The organism is Pseudomonas saliphila, from assembly GCF_008638345.1.
In the GTDB taxonomy this organism is placed as follows: Bacteria; Pseudomonadota; Gammaproteobacteria; order Pseudomonadales; family Pseudomonadaceae; genus Halopseudomonas; species Halopseudomonas saliphila.
The window spans coordinates 33,573-50,052 of record NZ_VTVA01000012.1 but is presented as its reverse complement, the minus strand read 5'-3'; the positions used below and the strand labels follow the sequence as shown (position 1 = coordinate 50,052).

At 59.7% G+C, this 16,480-nt stretch carries 15 protein-coding genes; 3 read left to right on the top strand and 12 right to left on the bottom strand.

The genetic code is table 11. The features are described 5' to 3' along the window. Positions 1-16: 16 nt before the first annotated feature. Positions 17-1,042, top strand: a complete 1,026-nt coding sequence (gene tsaD / locus FHK95_RS13570) for a tRNA (adenosine(37)-N6)-threonylcarbamoyltransferase complex transferase subunit TsaD (protein WP_150305176.1) — start codon at positions 17-19, stop codon at positions 1,040-1,042. Positions 1,043-1,089: 47 nt separating this feature from the next. Here tsaD and plsY read toward each other — a convergent pair whose 3' ends face one another. Then, a complete protein-coding gene (gene plsY, locus FHK95_RS13565; protein ID WP_150305175.1) occupies positions 1,090-1,674 on the bottom strand; it encodes a glycerol-3-phosphate 1-O-acyltransferase PlsY in 585 nt (194 codons plus the stop codon). Between the two features lie 50 nt (positions 1,675-1,724). Between plsY and folB the strand changes: the two genes are divergently transcribed. Both folB and folK read left to right on the top strand, forming a co-directional pair. Continuing rightward, positions 1,725-2,087 (top strand): dihydroneopterin aldolase, encoded by a 363-nt coding sequence (gene folB / locus FHK95_RS13560; RefSeq protein WP_150305174.1) that lies wholly within the window; start codon positions 1,725-1,727, stop codon positions 2,085-2,087. After that, positions 2,084-2,626, top strand: coding sequence for a 2-amino-4-hydroxy-6-hydroxymethyldihydropteridine diphosphokinase (gene folK, locus FHK95_RS13555; RefSeq protein WP_150305173.1), 543 nt, complete (start codon positions 2,084-2,086; stop codon positions 2,624-2,626). Before folB ends, folK begins: the two co-directional genes overlap by 4 nt. Before the next feature lie 9 nt (positions 2,627-2,635). Here the strand turns inward: folK and FHK95_RS13550 are convergent, their stop codons facing one another. From FHK95_RS13550 to FHK95_RS13500, 11 genes are all read right to left on the bottom strand, one after another. Beyond that, positions 2,636-3,841: a multifunctional CCA addition/repair protein gene (locus FHK95_RS13550; protein ID WP_150305172.1), complete on the bottom strand. Its 1,206-nt coding sequence runs from the start codon at positions 3,839-3,841 to the stop codon at positions 2,636-2,638. A 76-nt stretch (positions 3,842-3,917) separates the two neighbouring features. After that, a complete protein-coding gene (locus FHK95_RS13545; RefSeq protein ID WP_150305171.1) occupies positions 3,918-5,471 on the bottom strand; it encodes a SpoVR family protein in 1,554 nt (517 codons plus the stop codon). Further along, positions 5,468-6,736, bottom strand: coding sequence for a YeaH/YhbH family protein (locus FHK95_RS13540; protein WP_150305170.1), 1,269 nt, complete (start codon positions 6,734-6,736; stop codon positions 5,468-5,470). Before FHK95_RS13540 ends, FHK95_RS13545 begins: the two co-directional genes overlap by 4 nt. A 125-nt stretch (positions 6,737-6,861) precedes the next feature. Then, the gene (locus FHK95_RS13535) at positions 6,862-8,784 is read right to left on the bottom strand and encodes a PrkA family serine protein kinase (RefSeq protein ID WP_150305169.1); all 1,923 of its coding nucleotides are present in this window, start codon (positions 8,782-8,784) and stop codon (positions 6,862-6,864) included. 311 nt (positions 8,785-9,095) lie between these two features. After that, the gene (gene glpE, locus FHK95_RS13530) at positions 9,096-9,416 is read right to left on the bottom strand and encodes a thiosulfate sulfurtransferase GlpE (RefSeq protein WP_150305168.1); all 321 of its coding nucleotides are present in this window, start codon (positions 9,414-9,416) and stop codon (positions 9,096-9,098) included. Beyond that, entirely contained in the window at positions 9,409-10,230 is an 822-nt protein-coding gene (locus FHK95_RS13525; RefSeq protein ID WP_150305167.1) for a symmetrical bis(5'-nucleosyl)-tetraphosphatase, read from the bottom strand. The genes glpE and FHK95_RS13525 overlap by 8 nt, the downstream gene beginning before the upstream one ends. Before the next feature lie 27 nt (positions 10,231-10,257). Beyond that, on the bottom strand, positions 10,258-10,641 hold the full coding sequence (gene apaG / locus FHK95_RS13520; protein WP_150305166.1) for a Co2+/Mg2+ efflux protein ApaG: 384 nt from the start codon (positions 10,639-10,641) through the stop codon (positions 10,258-10,260). Next, entirely contained in the window at positions 10,638-11,447 is an 810-nt protein-coding gene (gene rsmA / locus FHK95_RS13515) for a 16S rRNA (adenine(1518)-N(6)/adenine(1519)-N(6))-dimethyltransferase RsmA (protein WP_150305165.1), read from the bottom strand. The genes apaG and rsmA overlap by 4 nt, the downstream gene beginning before the upstream one ends. A gap of 2 nt (positions 11,448-11,449) precedes the next feature. Beyond that, positions 11,450-12,436: a 4-hydroxythreonine-4-phosphate dehydrogenase PdxA gene (gene pdxA, locus FHK95_RS13510; protein ID WP_150305164.1), complete on the bottom strand. Its 987-nt coding sequence runs from the start codon at positions 12,434-12,436 to the stop codon at positions 11,450-11,452. After that, positions 12,436-13,725, bottom strand: a complete 1,290-nt coding sequence (locus FHK95_RS13505) for a peptidylprolyl isomerase (RefSeq protein WP_150305163.1) — start codon at positions 13,723-13,725, stop codon at positions 12,436-12,438. Before FHK95_RS13505 ends, pdxA begins: the two co-directional genes overlap by 1 nt. Further along, positions 13,715-16,375 carry an LPS-assembly protein LptD gene (locus FHK95_RS13500; protein WP_150305162.1) on the bottom strand — a complete coding sequence of 887 codons (2,661 nt, stop codon included), beginning with the start codon at positions 16,373-16,375 and terminating at the stop codon, positions 13,715-13,717. The genes FHK95_RS13505 and FHK95_RS13500 overlap by 11 nt, the downstream gene beginning before the upstream one ends. Between the last annotated feature and the right edge of the window lie 105 nt (positions 16,376-16,480).

Here is a 16,480-nt window from a genome sequence, read left to right as displayed (position 1 = left end):
TCTGGCTGGGTTGTTTATGCGTGTCCTGGGTATCGAAACTTCCTGCGATGAAACCGGCGTTGCGCTGTATGACAGCGAGCGCGGGCTGCTGGCTGACGCTCTGTTCAGCCAGATCGACCTGCACCGCGTCTATGGCGGCGTAGTCCCGGAACTGGCATCGCGTGATCACGTGAAGCGCCTGGTCCCCCTCATGCGAGAGGTCTTCGAGCGCGCTGGCATTGCCCATGGCGATGTTGACGGGGTGGCCTACACTGCCGGGCCAGGGCTGGTCGGTGCCTTGCTGGTGGGCGGCGCCTGTGCCCGCGCGCTGGCCTTCGCCTGGCAGGTGCCTGCGCTGGGCGTGCACCACATGGAAGGACACTTGCTGGCTCCCATGCTCGAAGAACACCCCCCGGAGTTTCCCTTTGTTGCGCTCCTGGTATCGGGCGGGCATACGCAGTTGGTCCGGGTCGACGGTATTGGCCAGTATGAATTGCTCGGTGAGTCCCTGGACGATGCAGCGGGTGAGGCTTTCGACAAGACCGCCAAACTCATGGGTCTGCCGTATCCCGGCGGGCCTGAGATCGCCCGCCTGGCGCAGTCAGGTCAGGCCGGACGCTTTGTGTTTCCCCGCCCGATGACCGACCGGCCAGGCCTGGATTTCAGTTTCAGTGGTCTGAAAACGGCTACCCTGAATGCCTGGCAGAAAACCGTGCGCGGGGGTGACGACTCGCAACAGACCCGCTGCGATATTGCCCTGGCCTTCGAGCAGGCGGTGGTGGATACGCTGACCATCAAGTGTCGCCGTGCGCTGAAGAGTACCGGGCTGAAACGGCTGGTGATTGCCGGCGGAGTCAGTGCCAATGCTCACCTGCGCGACTCGCTGCAGCATATGGCTGCCGGACTGCGTGGCGAACTCTTCTACGCCCGCCCAGCGTTCTGTACGGATAACGGCGCAATGATCGCCTATGCTGGTTGGCAGCGCTTGAGAGCAGGTCAGTGTGATCAGGGCGGTATCGAAGCGCGGGCGCGCTGGCCGATGGATCAGTTGCCACCGCTTTAAGGTCTGTTCCCGTTTCATCGCGGCTCGTGATGAAACGGGAACAGACCCTAACGTTTGAAGCGGTTTTCCGTGCCGTCGAGCAGGCGGCCTATATTCAGTCGGTGACGCAGTAATATCACACCGACCATCAGGCCGACCGGGCCGAGTAATTCGGGCACGTGCCAGGCGAGCCAGGGAAGCAGGCCTATACTGGCCACCAGTGACGCCAGCGACGCGATGCGTTCCACACTGAAGGTTGCCAGCCACAGTGTGGCGGCGAGCAGCGCCGCAGGCCATGACAGCATGAGCATGACCCCCGCTGCGGTGGCGACCCCTTTACCGCCGCGAAAATGGTGATAGACAGGCAGGATATGGCCGGTGACGGCCGCCAGTCCGATCAGTCCCTGGGCGAACAGGCCGAGCTCACAGCGCGCTGCCAGCCAGACGGCCAATGCGCCCTTGCCGATATCGCAGATCAGGGTGGCAAAGGCCAGCGGACGATTACCCAGGCGCAGCATGTTGCTGGCCCCAGGATTGCCGGATCCGATATCTCGCGGATCGGGTAGCTGTCCCAGTCGGCTGAACAGCACGGCGAAGGACACCGAGCCGAGCAGGTAGGCAGCGATAAGTAGTATCGGGAATTCGACGGACATGGCGCTGAGTCATGACGAAAACCAGAGTGTAGTCGATAGTGGAGTCTTCAGTGGACCAGATATTCATCAACGGCCTGGCCGTGGACGCGGTGATTGGCGTCTACGACTGGGAGCGCGATATACGTCAGCGCCTGATTATCGATCTGGACATGGGCTGGGACATTTCTGCCGCCGCCCTCAATGATGATCTCGAGGCGACCCTGAACTACGCCGCCGTCAGCCAGCGGATCACCGACTACGTATCGGCGAGCAGCTTCGCACTGGTCGAGACCCTGGCGGAGCGGCTGGCGGCAGTAATCATGGCTGAATTCTCGGTGCCCTGGTTGCGCTTGCGGATCAACAAGCCGGGCGCAGTGGCTGAGGCGGCTGGCGGGGTGGGCGTGCTGATTGAGCGCGGCGCTCAGCGTCCATGAGCGCAGTGTTTCTGGGCGTTGGCAGCAATCTTGATCGTGACAGTCACCTGACGCGCGGTCTGGATGCGCTTGAGCAGTTGCTGGGTCCGCTTGACCTGTCGCCGGTTTTTGAAAGCGATGCGGTAGGCGTACTGGGACGGCGTTTCTTCAATATGGTGGTGGGCGCCGACACGCACCTGCCGCTGGCCGACCTGCAGGCGGCTTTGAAAGCAATCGAGGCGGCCTGCGGTCGCCGGGAAACCAGCGTGCCGGGACGGGTGACGCTGGATATTGATATTCTGGTTTACGGCAGCCTGACCGGGGTTCACGACGGCATCCTGTTGCCCCGCCGTGAAACCGCGCGCAACGCTTTCGTGCTCTGGCCCTTGGCGTTGCTCGCGCCCCACGCCGTCATGCCCGGCACGGATCAACGCTACGCCGAGCTATGGGCTGGCTGGCAGGGCGACCAGTCCCTTTGGCCTGTGCCCTTTGAGTGGCACGGCCGCGCATTGACGCCGGTCGAGTTGATCGAGACGCATCGGCCTTCCCGGGCGCTCTAGTCCTTCAGTTCAGCGGGTGACAAACGCTCGCTGGTACGCCCCCAGCGCGCGGCTGCGTTCGCGATCCAGCGCTGCGCCCAGTTCGGCCCCCTGAAAGCCCTGATCGAGCAAGGGCTGAATACCTACCTGGCGCGCCGTATCGGCTGCTGCGCGAAGATATTCAGCCTGCGGGTAAGCCGGGGTATCGGGGCTGACTAATGCCCTGGCATCCGCTTCACCCACCGATAGCAGCTCTTCGAAGCGCTCAGGTCTGCGGTAGATGTCCACGGACTTGAACAGCTGCATCAACTCGTCCGCCGGCAACGCTATGGCGCCATGAATGGATGACAGGTAATCACAGGCGAGCAGGGCCAGATCCTGACAATCACGGGGCGCCTTGCAGCGCTGATTCACTCGCTTCACCAGAGCGTGGGCGTTGTTTGGCGGCGACGAGTCCTTCCCGATATCCAGCAGCAGACATGCCCAGCGGCCAGGCAGCGGGATTTGCATACCGGCGGCAATGCGCAACCGATCCAGTAGTCGATTACCTACACTGCCGGCCGGCTTGGGGAGTGAGTTGTCGAACAGCCGATCGAGCTCGGGGAAAAGCTTTTCCAGCGCGCCACAGGCACGCAACACCTGAATGAATACCTCGGGATACGGCTCCATCACGGCCCGGCTGATTTCTTTCCAGCTGCGCTCGGCGGTCAATGCCTCGAGCTCGCCGGAGGTGGCCAACTGACGCATCAGCTCGCGGGTTTCGTCGGCCACGGTGAATCCCAGGCCTGCATAACGGGCAGCGAAGCGCGCAACACGGAGCACTCGCAAAGGATCTTCGGCGAAGGCCGGCGAGACGTGGCGCAGAAGGCGCGCCTCGAGATCTTTTTGTCCGCCGTAAGGATCGATCAGTGTGCCGTCTTCGGCCTGGGCCATGGCGTTAACCGTGAGGTCGCGACGTATCAGGTCTTCTTCGATGGTGACATCGGGGCTGGTATGGAAGGTAAAACCGCCGTAGCCGCGGCCGCTCTTGCGCTCGGTGCGGGCGAGGGCATATTCCTCACCCGAGCCAGGCTCAAGGAAGACCGGAAAGTCCTGGCCGACGGGCCGAAAGCCCGCCTGTTGCATCATCTCCGGCGTGGCGCCGACAACAACCCAGTCGCGTTCGGTCACGGCTCTGCCGAGCAACTTGTCACGCACGGCGCCGCCAACCAGATATTTGGTGAAGTGTTTTGTCATGCCGCGACTCTAAGGCATTTTGTGCGGCCAGACCACGGGAAGACCTTCGCCCGGGTTGAGGTTATCCCCGCTGCGCTCAGATCGGCGGAATGTTCATGTCGAAACGCGGTAGCCGTTCCTCATCCCTGGAGGGGCGGGGCGGTATGTGCGCCTCGCCGACCACGGTATCGCCATCAAGACTTTGCAGATGAATATCAAAGCCCCAGAGTCGGTGCAGGTGGCGCAGCATTTCATCCGTGGTTTCGCCCAGTGGTTTGCCTTCATGGCGCTGATGACGAAGGCTCAGTGATCGATCGCCGCGCCGGTCCACTTCCCACACCTGAATGTTCGGCTCACGGTTGCCCAGGTTGTACTGGGCCGCAAGGTATTCGCGCACCACCCGGTAGCCTTCATCGTCATGAATGGCGGCAATCTCCAGGTAGTCGCGCTTGTCGTCATCGACCACCGCGAACAGCTTGAGATCCCGAATTACCTTGGGCGACAGGAACTGCAGGATGAAACTCTCATCCTTGAAGGTGCGCATGGCGAACTTGATGGTTTCCAGCCAGTCGCTTCCGGCGATGTCCGGGAACCAGCGCCGGTCCTCTTCGGTCGGGTGTTCGCAGATGCGCCGAATGTCCTGCATCATGGCGAAGCCCAGCGTGTAGGGATTGATACCGCTGTACCAGTTGCTGTCGAAAGGCGGCTGATAGATAACGCTGGTATGTGATTGCAGGAACTCCATCATGAAGCCGTCAGTTACCTTGCCTTCGTCATACAGGTGATTGAGCAGCGTGTAATGCCAGAAGGTGGCCCAGCCCTCATTCATGACCTGAGTCTGGCGCTGCGGATAGAAATACTGGGCAATCTTGCGCACAATCCGGATAACTTCGCGCTGCCAGGGCTCGAGCAGCGGCGCGTTCTTCTCGATGAAATACAACAGGTTTTCCTGCGGCTCGCTGGGGTAGCGGGGCTCCTCGTGCTGCTCGTCAGCCTGGTTGGGATTGACCGGAATGGTGCGCCACAGGTCGTTGACCTGCCGCTGCATATGTTCTTCGCGCTCGATCAGCCGCCGGCGTTCTTCTTCGGCGGAGATCGGGTAGGGCCGCTTGTACCGGTCTACACCGTAATTCATCAGGGCGTGGCAGGAATCCAACAGGTCCTCCACCGCGTCGATGCCGTGCCGTTCTTCGCAGCGCGAAATGTACTGTTTGGCGAATACCAGGTAGTCGACGATGGCGCTGGCGTCGGTCCAGGTTTTGAACAGGTAATTGCCCTTGAAGAAGGAATTGTGACCGTAACAGGCGTGGGCAATGACCAGCGCCTGCATGGTCATGGTGTTCTCTTCCATCAGATAGGCAATGCAGGGATCGGAGTTGATTACGATCTCGTAGGCCAGGCCCATCTGGCCGCGGGTGTAGTTTTTTTCGGTGTGCAGGAAGTGTTTACCATAGGACCAGTGGTGGTAGCCCAGCGGCATGCCGACCGAGGCGTAGGCATCCATCATCTGCTCGGCGGTAATCACTTCGATCTGGTTCGGATAGGTCTCCAGACCGTAGACATCATGGGCGATACGGCCGATTTCTTTGTCGTAGTCGCGGATCAGGTCGAAGGTCCATTCCGAGCCGGTGGAAATAGGTTGCCGGTTCATGAGGCCATCCTCTTCTGGAACAGATTACGGAACACCGGATAGATATCACCGGCACCGACAATCTGTTGCTGCGCGAAGCTCTCCGGAAACTTCGCCGCGACCTGTTCATATTCATACCACAGCGCCTGATGTTCACGAGGCGTGATTTCTACGTAGCAGTAGTACTGCATGGCCGGCATGATCTCGTTGATCAGCAGGTCGCGGCAGATCGGCGAATCGTCGTTCCAGTTGTCACCATCAGAGGCCTGCGCGCAGTAGATATTCCATTCATTGGGTGAGTAGCGGTCCTGAACAATCTGCTGCATCAGGCGCAGCGCGCTGGAGACGATGGTGCCGCCGGTCTCCCGGGAATAGAAGAACTCTTCTTCGTCGACTTCCTTGGCGCTGGTGTGGTGCCGGATGAACACCACCTCGATGCGCTCGTAGTTCCGTTGCAGGAACAGATACAGCAGGATGTAGAAGCGCTTGGCCAGGTCCTTGGTGGCCTGGGTCATTGAGCCGGAGACGTCCATCAGGCAGAACATTACGGCTTTGGAACTGGGATGCGGGACCTTGGTGATCAGGTTATAGCGCAGGTCGAAGGTGTCGAGGAACGGAATACGCGCCACCCGACGCCGCAGTGCATGGATCTCTTCCTCCAATGCCTTGATGTCGTCGAGGTTGTCCGGTTGGGTGAGCTTCAGCTGTTCCAGTTCACGCATGGCCAGGCGCAGCCGAGAACGACTGCCGCCGCTGAGCGCAATGCGCCTGGCATGGGCGGCTCGCATGGAGCGAACAATGTTGATACGCGACGGGTTGCCCTGCTGCGAAATGCCGGCGCGAACGGGTTTGAAGGTGTCGGTGCCCGCCAGGTGACGCTTGATCAGATTTGGCAGTGCCAGATCCTCGAACATGAAATCGAGAAACTCGTCCTGAGTGATCTGGAATACGAAGTCATCTTCACCCTCGCCGCTGTTGCTGGCCTGGGTGCCCCCCTGGCCACCACCGCCCTGAGGCCGCGCGATCTGATCGCCAGAGGTGAATTCCCGGTTGCCCGGGTGCACACGGGTCTGACGTCCGCCCTGGCCGTGATGAAAAATGGGTTCGTCGATGTCACGGCCGGGGATACTGATTTGCTCGCCGTGATCCATATCGGTAATCGAGCGCCGGCCCACCGCCTGTTCAACAGCTTTCTTGATGTGCGACTTGTAGCGCCGCAGAAAGCGTTGGCGGTTTACCGTACTCTTGTTCTTGCCGTTCAAGCGTCGGTCAATCACATAGCTCATTCAAGCCCCTCCGGGGGAGGGTCAGCTTCAAGCTGCAAGCGATTTACTTGAAGCTGACCGTGCTGCTTAGGTATTGCTACGGTCACGCAGACTGCTTGTCGCTTGCAGCCGCAGCCCTTGACGGGCTACTGCGCCTTGCGCACTCGCAGATACCATTCCGACAGCAGGCGAACCTGCTTCTCCGTATAGCCACGCTCTACCATGCGCGTTACAAAGTCGCTGTGTTTCTTCTGATCTTCCGTGGATGCCTTGGCATTGAAACTGATAACGGGCAGCAGGTCCTCGGTGTTGGAGAACATCTTCTTCTCGATAACCACCCGCAGTTTCTCGTAGGACAGCCACGATGGGTTCTTGCCGTTATTGTGCGCCCGGGCCCGCAATACGAAATTGACGATCTCGTTACGGAAATCCTTCGGATTGCTGATGCCTGCGGGTTTCTCGATTTTCTCCAGCTCCTCGTTCAAGGCGGCGCGGTTGAGAATCTCACCGGTATCTGGGTCGCGGTATTCCTGATCCTGGATCCAGAAGTCGGCGTACATTACATAGCGATCGAAGATGTTCTGCCCGTATTCGCTGTAGGACTCCAGATACGCTGTCTGGATCTCCTTGCCAATGAATTCGACATAGCGCGGCGCCAGATACTCCTTGAGGAAGCGCAGGTATCGTTCGCTGACCTCATTCGGGAACTGTTCCTGTTCGATCTGCTGCTCGAGCACATATAACAAGTGCACCGGGTTTGCTGCAATCTCGCTATGGTCGTAGTTGAACACGCGGGACAGGATCTTGAAGGCAAAGCGGGTCGACAGGCCGGTCATGCCCTCGTCCACACCCGCTGCATCACGATACTCCTGGATGGATTTGGCCTTGGGGTCGGTGTCCTTGAGGTTTTCACCGTCGTAGATGCGCATCTTCGAGTAGACGTTCGAGTTCTCAGGTTCCTTCAGACGCGAGAGCACGGTGAATTGCGCAAGCATCTTCAGGGTGTCGGGCGCGCAATGGGCGGTATCCAGAGAGCTGTTGGACAGCAGCTTCTGGTAGATCTGAATCTCATCGCTGACACGCAGGCAATACGGGACCTTGACGATGAAGATCCGGTCAATGAAGGCCTCGTTGTTCTTGTTGTTGCGGAAGGTGTGCCATTCGGATTCGTTGGAGTGGGCCAGCAGCACCCCATTGAACGGAATCGCGCCCAGGCCTTCAGTGCTGTTGTAGTTGCCCTCCTGGGTTGCAGTGAGCAACGGATGCAGCACCTTGATCGGTGCCTTGAACATCTCCACGAATTCCATCAGCCCCTGGTTGGCCCGGCATAGCGCGCCGGAGTAGCTGTAGGCATCCGGATCGTTCTGCGGGAATTCCTCAAGCTTGCGGATATCGACCTTACCCACCAACGAGGAAATATCCTGGTTGTTCTCGTCGCCCGGTTCGGTTTTCGCCACGGCGATCTGTTGCAGGATCGAGGGATACAGCTTCACGACCTTGAATTGGCTGATGTCACCGTTGAATTCATGCAGACGCTTCACGGCCCAGGGCGACATGATGCTGTGGATATAGCGCCGGGGGATGCCGTAATCTTCTTCGAGAATCGCACCGTCTTCTTCAGCGTTGAACAGGCCGAGGGGCGACTCGAATACCGGCGAGTCCTTGATGGCGTAGAAGGGCACCTGCTGGATCAGCGACTTGAGCTTTTCAGCCAGTGAAGACTTGCCGCCGCCCACCGGACCCAGCAGGTACAGAATCTGCTTTCTTTCTTCCAGGCCTTGGGCTGCGTGTTTGAAGAACGACACAATGTGCTCGATGGCGTCTTCCATGCCATGGAAATCAGCAAAAGCAGGATAGCGCTTGATCTTCTTGTTGGAGAATATCCGCGACAACCGGGGGTCCAGTGAGGTGTCGACAAGCTCGGGTTCACCAATCGCCATCAGTAACCGCTCTGCCGCGGAGGCGTACGCCGTCGGGTCGGTCTTGCACAGGTTGAGGTATTCCTGAAGGGAATACTCCTCCTCCCGGGTAGTCTCGTAACGGTTCTGAAAGTGGCTGAATATGCTCATGGCGCGACCTCGCTGTTGCCTGGATAAGGTCTGAGGCTTCCGGGCAGCTGTCCGCCTGACGCTGTACAGGGCGACGGCATTACTTTACGCATGAATCCCCCCATACCACTTCCAAACGGACATTTGGGGTTACCGCGAGATCCGGTTGCCGCCGAGCTGGCTCCGGATCCGGCGGCCCCCTTTTTATCGGAAGCCGGCAGACCGGCCTTCACTTAATAAATTCGCCTTGAATTCAGGATAGTTGTTTTATCGGAGAGTGGCAGCGGGGAATGAAAAAAAGTTTATGGCAAGGTGTTTTCGCGGCTCAGTCGTTAGTCGCGCGTGACCTGCTCTGGATATTCGCGATGCCACAGGTCGAAGCCTCCGTCGAGACTGTAAACCTCTGCGAAACCAGCGCTTGCCAGGTAGGCCGCGGCTGACTGACTCGAGTTGCCGTGGTAGCAGCAGACCACCAGGGGCGTGCTGCGGTCCGTATCAGCCAGATACTGCGGCAGGTTCGTGTTGTCCAGCCGGATGGCTGAAGGAATGTGCCCACTGGCAAAGGATTGCGCATCGCGCACATCGACGACATTGGCGCCCTGGTCAAACAGCCTGGCTGCTTCATCCGGACCTATGCGTTTGAAATCAGTCATGTTCATCTCCACAGTCACATTCGTAGCGTTCGCCGGTGTTGAGGTTCATCAGGGTCATGCTGTTGCCCCATACGCAGCCACTGTCCAGGCCGTGAATGCCGGTTACGTTCACCTTGCCTTCCAGCGCTGCCCAGTGTCCAAAGATCAAGCGGATATGCGGGTCGGGACGCGGGAAACTGAACCAGGGGGCGAAGCCGGTGGGCGCGTTGCCAACCGCTTCCTTGGATTTGAGCTCCAGGGTGCCGTCGACTTTGCAGAAGCGCATGCGCGTCAGGTAGTTGGTAATCATGCGTAGCCGGTCAACACCTTGCAGATCGGTGGACCAGCGGGACGGGGTATTGCCATACATTTCGTCCAGAAACCAGGGCAGTAGCGCGTCGGAGCGCAATGCTGTCTGCACTTCGGCGGCGCGTTCGAGGGTCTCCGCCACCGTCCAGATGGGCGGTATCCCGGCGTGCGTCATCGCATAATTCAACGAGGTGTCGTGATGGGCGAGTGGGCGCTGGCGCAAGTTGTCGAGCAGCGCCACGCGATCTGGTGCCTTGAGGATCGGTAACAGCGTGTCCGATTTGCGCAGTCGACTGGCGTCCCGCGAGGCCGCCAGCAGATGCAGGTCGTGGTTGCCCAGTACGGCGACGCAGGCATTGCCCAGACTGTCCAGAAAACGCAGGGTGTCCAGGGATTGCGGGCCGCGGTTGACCAGATCGCCAACCGACCACAGCACGTCACAGGACGGATTGAAGTCCACTCGTTCGAGAAGACATTTCAGCTGCTTCAGGCAGCCCTGAATATCTCCGACTGCATAGGTAGTCATACCAAGGCCTTGTAAAGTCTGTTGCCGTTAATTCAACGCGTTGGGCTGTGCCAGGCGAAAAAGCGGAATCTCGGCGCGGAACTCAGTCTGATCTTCGCTACGCATACCATAGCTGCCCTGCATGGTGCCCACCGGCGTAGGCAGCAGACAGCCGCTGCTGTAGGTGTGGCTCGCGCCGGGTTCCAGCACCGGTTGTTCGCCGACGACACCGGGCCCTTCGACTTCCTGGACCTCGCCGTTACCGTCGGTAATGACCCATTTACGGTCAATCAGCTGTGCACTGACCGCGCCTTCGTTATGGATATTCACAGTGTAGGCGAAGGCATAGCGGCTGGCGCTGGGGTCAGACTGTTCGCGCAGGTAGCGGGTGTCCACCTTGACGGTGATTGCATGACTAGATGACGTGTTCATGTCAGATCCTTTTGCTGGCGTGCCAGACGGTTGGCCAGTCGAACAAATCCGGCGAGGTCGACCTGCTCGGGACGGATCGTTGGATCCAGTCCTTCTTCCGCGATGCTGTCAGCATCGAGCAGCGATTTCAACGTGTTACGCAGGGTCTTGCGCCGCTGGTTGAACGCCTCGCGCACCACCAGTTCGAGCAGCTTCGGATCATCGGCTGGATGGGGCAGCTGCGCATGCGGGGTCAGCCGGACGATGGCCGAATCCACCTTCGGCGCGGGACTGAACGCACCGGGGCCCACATCGAACAGATGCTCAACCTGGCAGTGGTACTGCACCATGATGCCAAGCCGGCCGTAATGGTTCATGCCGGCGCCCGCAGCGAGCCGCTGCACGACTTCCTTCTGCAACATGAAATGCATGTCGGCAATGCACTCGGACTGACGCAACAAATGGAACATCAGCGGCGTGGAGATGTTGTACGGCAGATTGCCCACCACCCGCAGTTTTTCGCCATCCGTGACCAGCTGGCTGAAATCGAACTTCAGTGCGTCGCCCTTGTGCAGCTGAAATAGCGGCTCATGACCGAAGCGGGCCTGCAGTATCGGATGTAGGTCAAAATCGAGTTCAACGACGTCCAGCCTGGCGCCGCTGCTCAGCAGGCCTTCGGTCAAGGCACCCTGGCCCGGACCGATTTCGACCAGGTGCTGGCCGGGACGCGGCGCGATCGCACGGTGAATCTTGTTGATAACGCCCGGATCGTGCAGGAAATTCTGACCGAAGCGTTTACGCGCCCGGTGTGGTGCTAACTGGCTCATGCTTAACCTCTGGCTTCGATCATGCTGATCGCGGTGTTCAGCGCAATGCGCAGGCTGCCGGGATCGGCGCGGCCTGTGCCGGCCAGATCAAGGGCCGTGCCATGGTCCACGGATGTGCGGATGATCGGCAGGCCCAGGGTGATATTCACCGCCTGGCCGAAGCCCTTGTGCTTGAGCACGGGTAGCCCCTGGTCGTGGAACATCGACAGTACTGCGTCAGCATGATCGAGATATTTGGGTGTGAATAGCGTATCGGCGGGTAACGGACCTTCGAGCTGAATGCCGTCACGGCGCAGGATTTCAAGCGCGGGGATAATCACGTCGAGCTCTTCCCGGCCGAGATGGCCCCCTTCGCCTGCATGGGGATTTAGACCGCAGACCAGGATGCGTGGACTGGCGATACCAAACTTGGTGCGCAGATCCGCGTCCAGTATGCGTATGACCCGGTCGAGCAGCGGGGCGGTGATCGCATCGGCTACCGCACGTAGCGGCAGGTGCGTGGTGGCGAGCGCGACGCGCAGACCAGGGCAAGCCAGCATCATGACCACTTGCTCGGTGCCTGTCAGCTCGGCGAAAAACTCGGTATGCCCGGAGAACGCCACACCCGCCTCATTGATCACGCCCTTGTGGACCGGCGCCGTAACCACTGCTGCAAAGCGTCCGTCGAGACAGCCTTCACCAGCCTGGCGCAGGGTTTCAAGGACATAACTGCCGTTGGCCTTGTCCAGCTCGCCGGCGCGACAGGGGGCCGCGAGCGGGACCGACAGCACGCTCAGCTCCCCGGCTGATTGGGCCCGGGGTGGCTGCGTCGGATCGAAGACACTGAGACTGACATCCAACCCGAGCTGGCGCGCGCGGGCTTGCAGCAATCCGACATCGCCCACCACCACACGCTGATGTGCGCAGGGCTGCGCCGCCAGCATCAGGCACAGATCGGGCCCGATACCGGCGGGTTCGCCGGAGGTGATGGCAATGGCGCTGACTGACACTAGATCTTGATCTCTACGTAGGCTTCGTCGCGAATCTCCAACAGCCAGGTCTGCAATTCTTCCTCGAACTTGCGATTGCGCAGCATATTGGAGGCCTGCTGTTTGCGCATGTCTTCGGTCATGTCGACGCTGCGCTTGTCGAGTACTTCCAGAATATGCCAGCCGAACTGACTCTCGAACGGCGGGGATACCTGATTCACTGGCGTACTGGCCATTACTTCGCCGAACTCGGGCACCATGGCGTCAGCGGTCACCCAGTTCAAGGAACCGCCGTTGAGCGCAGAGCCAGGGTCTTCGGAGAAGGAGCGGGCCAGGTTGGCAAAGGATTCGCCGGCCTGCACGCGTTCATACAGACGCTGAGCCAGCTGTGCTGCTTCGCCTTCAGTACGGATTTCGCTGGGTTTGATCAGGATATGACGGACATTGTATTCATCCACCACCTGACCTTCGCCACCGCGCTGCTCAAGCAGCTTCAGAATGTGAAAACCGGTAGGGGAGCGCAGTGGCTGGGTGATTTCGCCGATTTCCAGCTCGCCGACGGCCTGAGCAAAGGGGCGCGGCAGCTGTGCTGCCTTGCGCCAGCCCAGTTCGCCGCCTTCCAGTGCGGTGTCACCACCCGAGCGGCTGACCGCCAGCGTGGTGAAATCCGCGCCATCGCGCAATTCGTTATACAGCTCCATCGCCAGCTCGGCCTTTTCCCGAACTTCCGATTCAGCGGCGGACTCGGATACCGGCAGCACGATCATGGCCAGGCGATAATCGGCGGAGGTCTGATATTGACCAACTTCGGAGCTGAGGAAGTTGCGCACTTCCTGATCGGATACCTGGATGCGCTCGGCGACGCGGCGCTGGCGAACCCGGTTGATGATCATTTCCCGGCGGATCTGATCACGTGCCTGGTTGTAACTGATGCCGTCACGCTCAAGCGCCGCACGGAATTCCTCCAGGGACACCCCGTTGCGCTGAGCGAGCTGCTGCATGGTCTGGTTCAGAGCGGCGTCATCGATGCGGATGCCGGCGCGCTCACCCATCTGCAGCTGGATGCTTTCAAGGATCAGTCGGTCCAGTACCTGGCGCTTCAACGCGTCTTCAGGTGGCAACTGTGAATCGCGCTCGCTCAGTTGCTGGCGCACCGCACCCATGCGCTCTTCCACCTGGCTGAGCATGACGACATCGTTATCAACGATTGCCGCAACGCGGTCCAGTGGCACGACCTGCGCAGTCAGACCTGAGCTGAAAAACAAACCGGCACACAGGCCGACTACTGCTGTGTATAACTTAAAATGCATTATTTTCACGCTCTCTGTAACCTGGGATGCCTTCCGAAAGAAGGGTTTCTACACGGTTGCCGGTGACACTGCCAAGTCCATTGAGGACCACCTGCAGGAAGATGCCGCGGTTGGGTTCGTCGTCGGCGAGCGATTCGTACTCGTCGTAGTCGACCCAGTAGCGGTTGATGATGCGGAGTTTCCAGCAGCAGCTGTCGTATTCCAGACCGCCCATGGCTTCCAGGGTTCGGTCTTCCACGAAATCATGCTGCCAACGGCCGATAACACTCCATTGTTGACTGAGCGGCCACATAAAGGAAAGGTCCGACTGGTCGATCTTGTCGTTTGCAGTACTTTCATACGCACCAGTACGGGTGTTGAAGGTGTTCAGCTCGTTGCGGAAACGGTAACCGACGTTGATCGCCTTGCGTGGCTCGGGCTGGTAATTCACCCGTACGTCGCCGGCATTGCTGTCGCTGTCATCGGGATCCCACAGCAGATTGCTGCTGAGGCGCCAGTCATCGTGCATCTGGTACATGAACTCGGCGGCGTAGGCGGAATTCGAGTTGCTGTCGCGCGGGTCGGGTTCACCGCCTATGTCGGTGAGCTGTACCCGGCGGTCATTCAGATAGAAGATCTGGCCGAGGCTGCCGCGCATGCGCTCACGACCTGCGTCATCGAGGAACCGGCTGGTTGCTCCCAGCGTGATCTGATTGGAATCGCCGACACGGTCGCCCCCACTGAAACGGTCGTCGCGGTACAGCGAGTTGTAGCTGAAGGTGGTCTCGTTGGTATCGAACAGCGGTTGATCGCTCTGTTCCTTGTACGGCGCGTAGACATAAAAGGCGCGGGGTTCGAGTGTCTGCCGCATGTCATTGCCGAACCAGCTGGTGTCGCGGTCAAAGTACAGGCCGGTGTCCAGGCTGGTCACCGGAACGGTGGTCGAAGGTGTCCGATCAGCATTGGCGTAGTCGAAACCGTCTACGCGCTCGTCAAATTCAAGGTCGTAGTGGGTCGATTCCAGCCGTGTTTTCGGGATGATAAAGCCCCAGCTATTGCGCAGCGGATAACTGAGCGCCGGGCTGACATTTACCCGATGACCAGTCGCGCGCTGCAGACCGCTGAGACCGACGTCGGGCTGGCCGATAGCGACACCGTCCTCACCCGCCACGGTACCGACACGCAGGTCACGGTCAAAATTGCTGTACTGGGCGCTGTAATCCAGTCGCAGCCCGCTTTCCCCAAGCCAGTTGCCGCCATCGAGTTGCAGTTGCGGCAACCGCTCATAGGGCGTAAGGGCGGTTACGGTGGCCAGCTCATAGCCATGCACCAGCGCCTGCAGGCGCCAGGTGTCGCCGGCATAGTTCATCGAAGCGCGCTGATTCACATAATCATCCGGCCGTGACTCCAGCGCCGAGGACAGATCATGGAAATAGTAGGGATCGCTCATGTCCGCAGTGTCTACCTGGGCAGACAATCTGTCGGTCAGTGATTGCCCATGCCGTAGGTGATACATCCAGCGCTGCTCGCCAAACTCGCTGTCATCCAGGAACGCCGCATTGAGCTGGCTCTGGCTGACTCGGCTCATGTGACGCACTTCACCCTCAATCAGCGCGCCGCGCTTTGACATCAACCGAGGATACAGGGTCGCGTCATAGTTCGGGGCCAGGTTGAAGTAATAGGGGATGGTGATTTCGTTGCCGTTATCCGTGCTGTTCTCGTAGCTGGGTGCGAGCAGGCCGCTCTTGCGCCGATCATCCAGCGGGAAGTTGAAATAGGGCGTATAGAACACCGGCACATCCTTCACGTGCAGACGCACGTGCTTGGCCTCGCCCCAGCCCTCTTCACGGTTGAGTTCAATATCCTTGGCGTGCAGCGACCAGGTGTTCTCGCCCGGTTCACAGGTGGTGTAGGTGCCGTTAGTCATGACGATGACCGCGTCATCGCGGCGCATTACCTTGTCGCCGGTGCCTCTGGCGCGGGCATCGTGCACCACGTACTGGACGCGATCGACGCGGGTTTCGCCGGTGTCGACGCGCATCTGCGCTTCATCCCCGATCATCAGCACGCCCTGGTCGCGGAGGCGTACGTTGCCTTCCAGACGCACCAGATCCTCTGTTCGATCATAGGTGGCAGTATTGGATTGGGCTTGTAGTCGGCCCTGGCGCAGCACGACATCGCCCTGCAGAACGCCTATCTGACTGCTCTGTTCGAAACGGCTCGAGTCTGCCGTTGCGTAAATCGGCAGGTCCGCAAAAGGTGTTTCGTCATCGCGCCCGGCACGTTCCGGTTCGATATAGGTGCCACCGCAGTAAGGTGCAATCGCGGCAAGCTGGGCTGCGTCAAGCTGCTCGCGGGGCACCCAGTCCAGCTCACTGAAAGGTGTGGGCTGCGCTGGCGGAGGGGGCGCTTGAGATGCTTCCTGGGGTGCAAATGTCTCGTCGACGGGGCGGGTTTCTGCTTTGGCAGGTCTTGGAGGCTCGCTCCGTACAGGGCGTGGGGGGAGCGTCGCTGGTGTGCTCAGCGGACTGCAATTCCATCCCGAACCATCACTGCTGGCGCGGCATTCCACCTGATCATTGGCCAGGCTGGTCATGGGCTGGGCCAATAGCAAGCCGCTTGCCAGCATCATGGGAAACGAAGAACGAAACGGAGGTATGCGGTAGGCCATTGTAATTATTCCGGGGCTTCCAGTCGGTGCGAGCTCGCTCTGCTTGTGCGAGAAGAATGCAACATGCATGCTGCGTTTGCATAAAGAGATCGTGGATAATAAAGC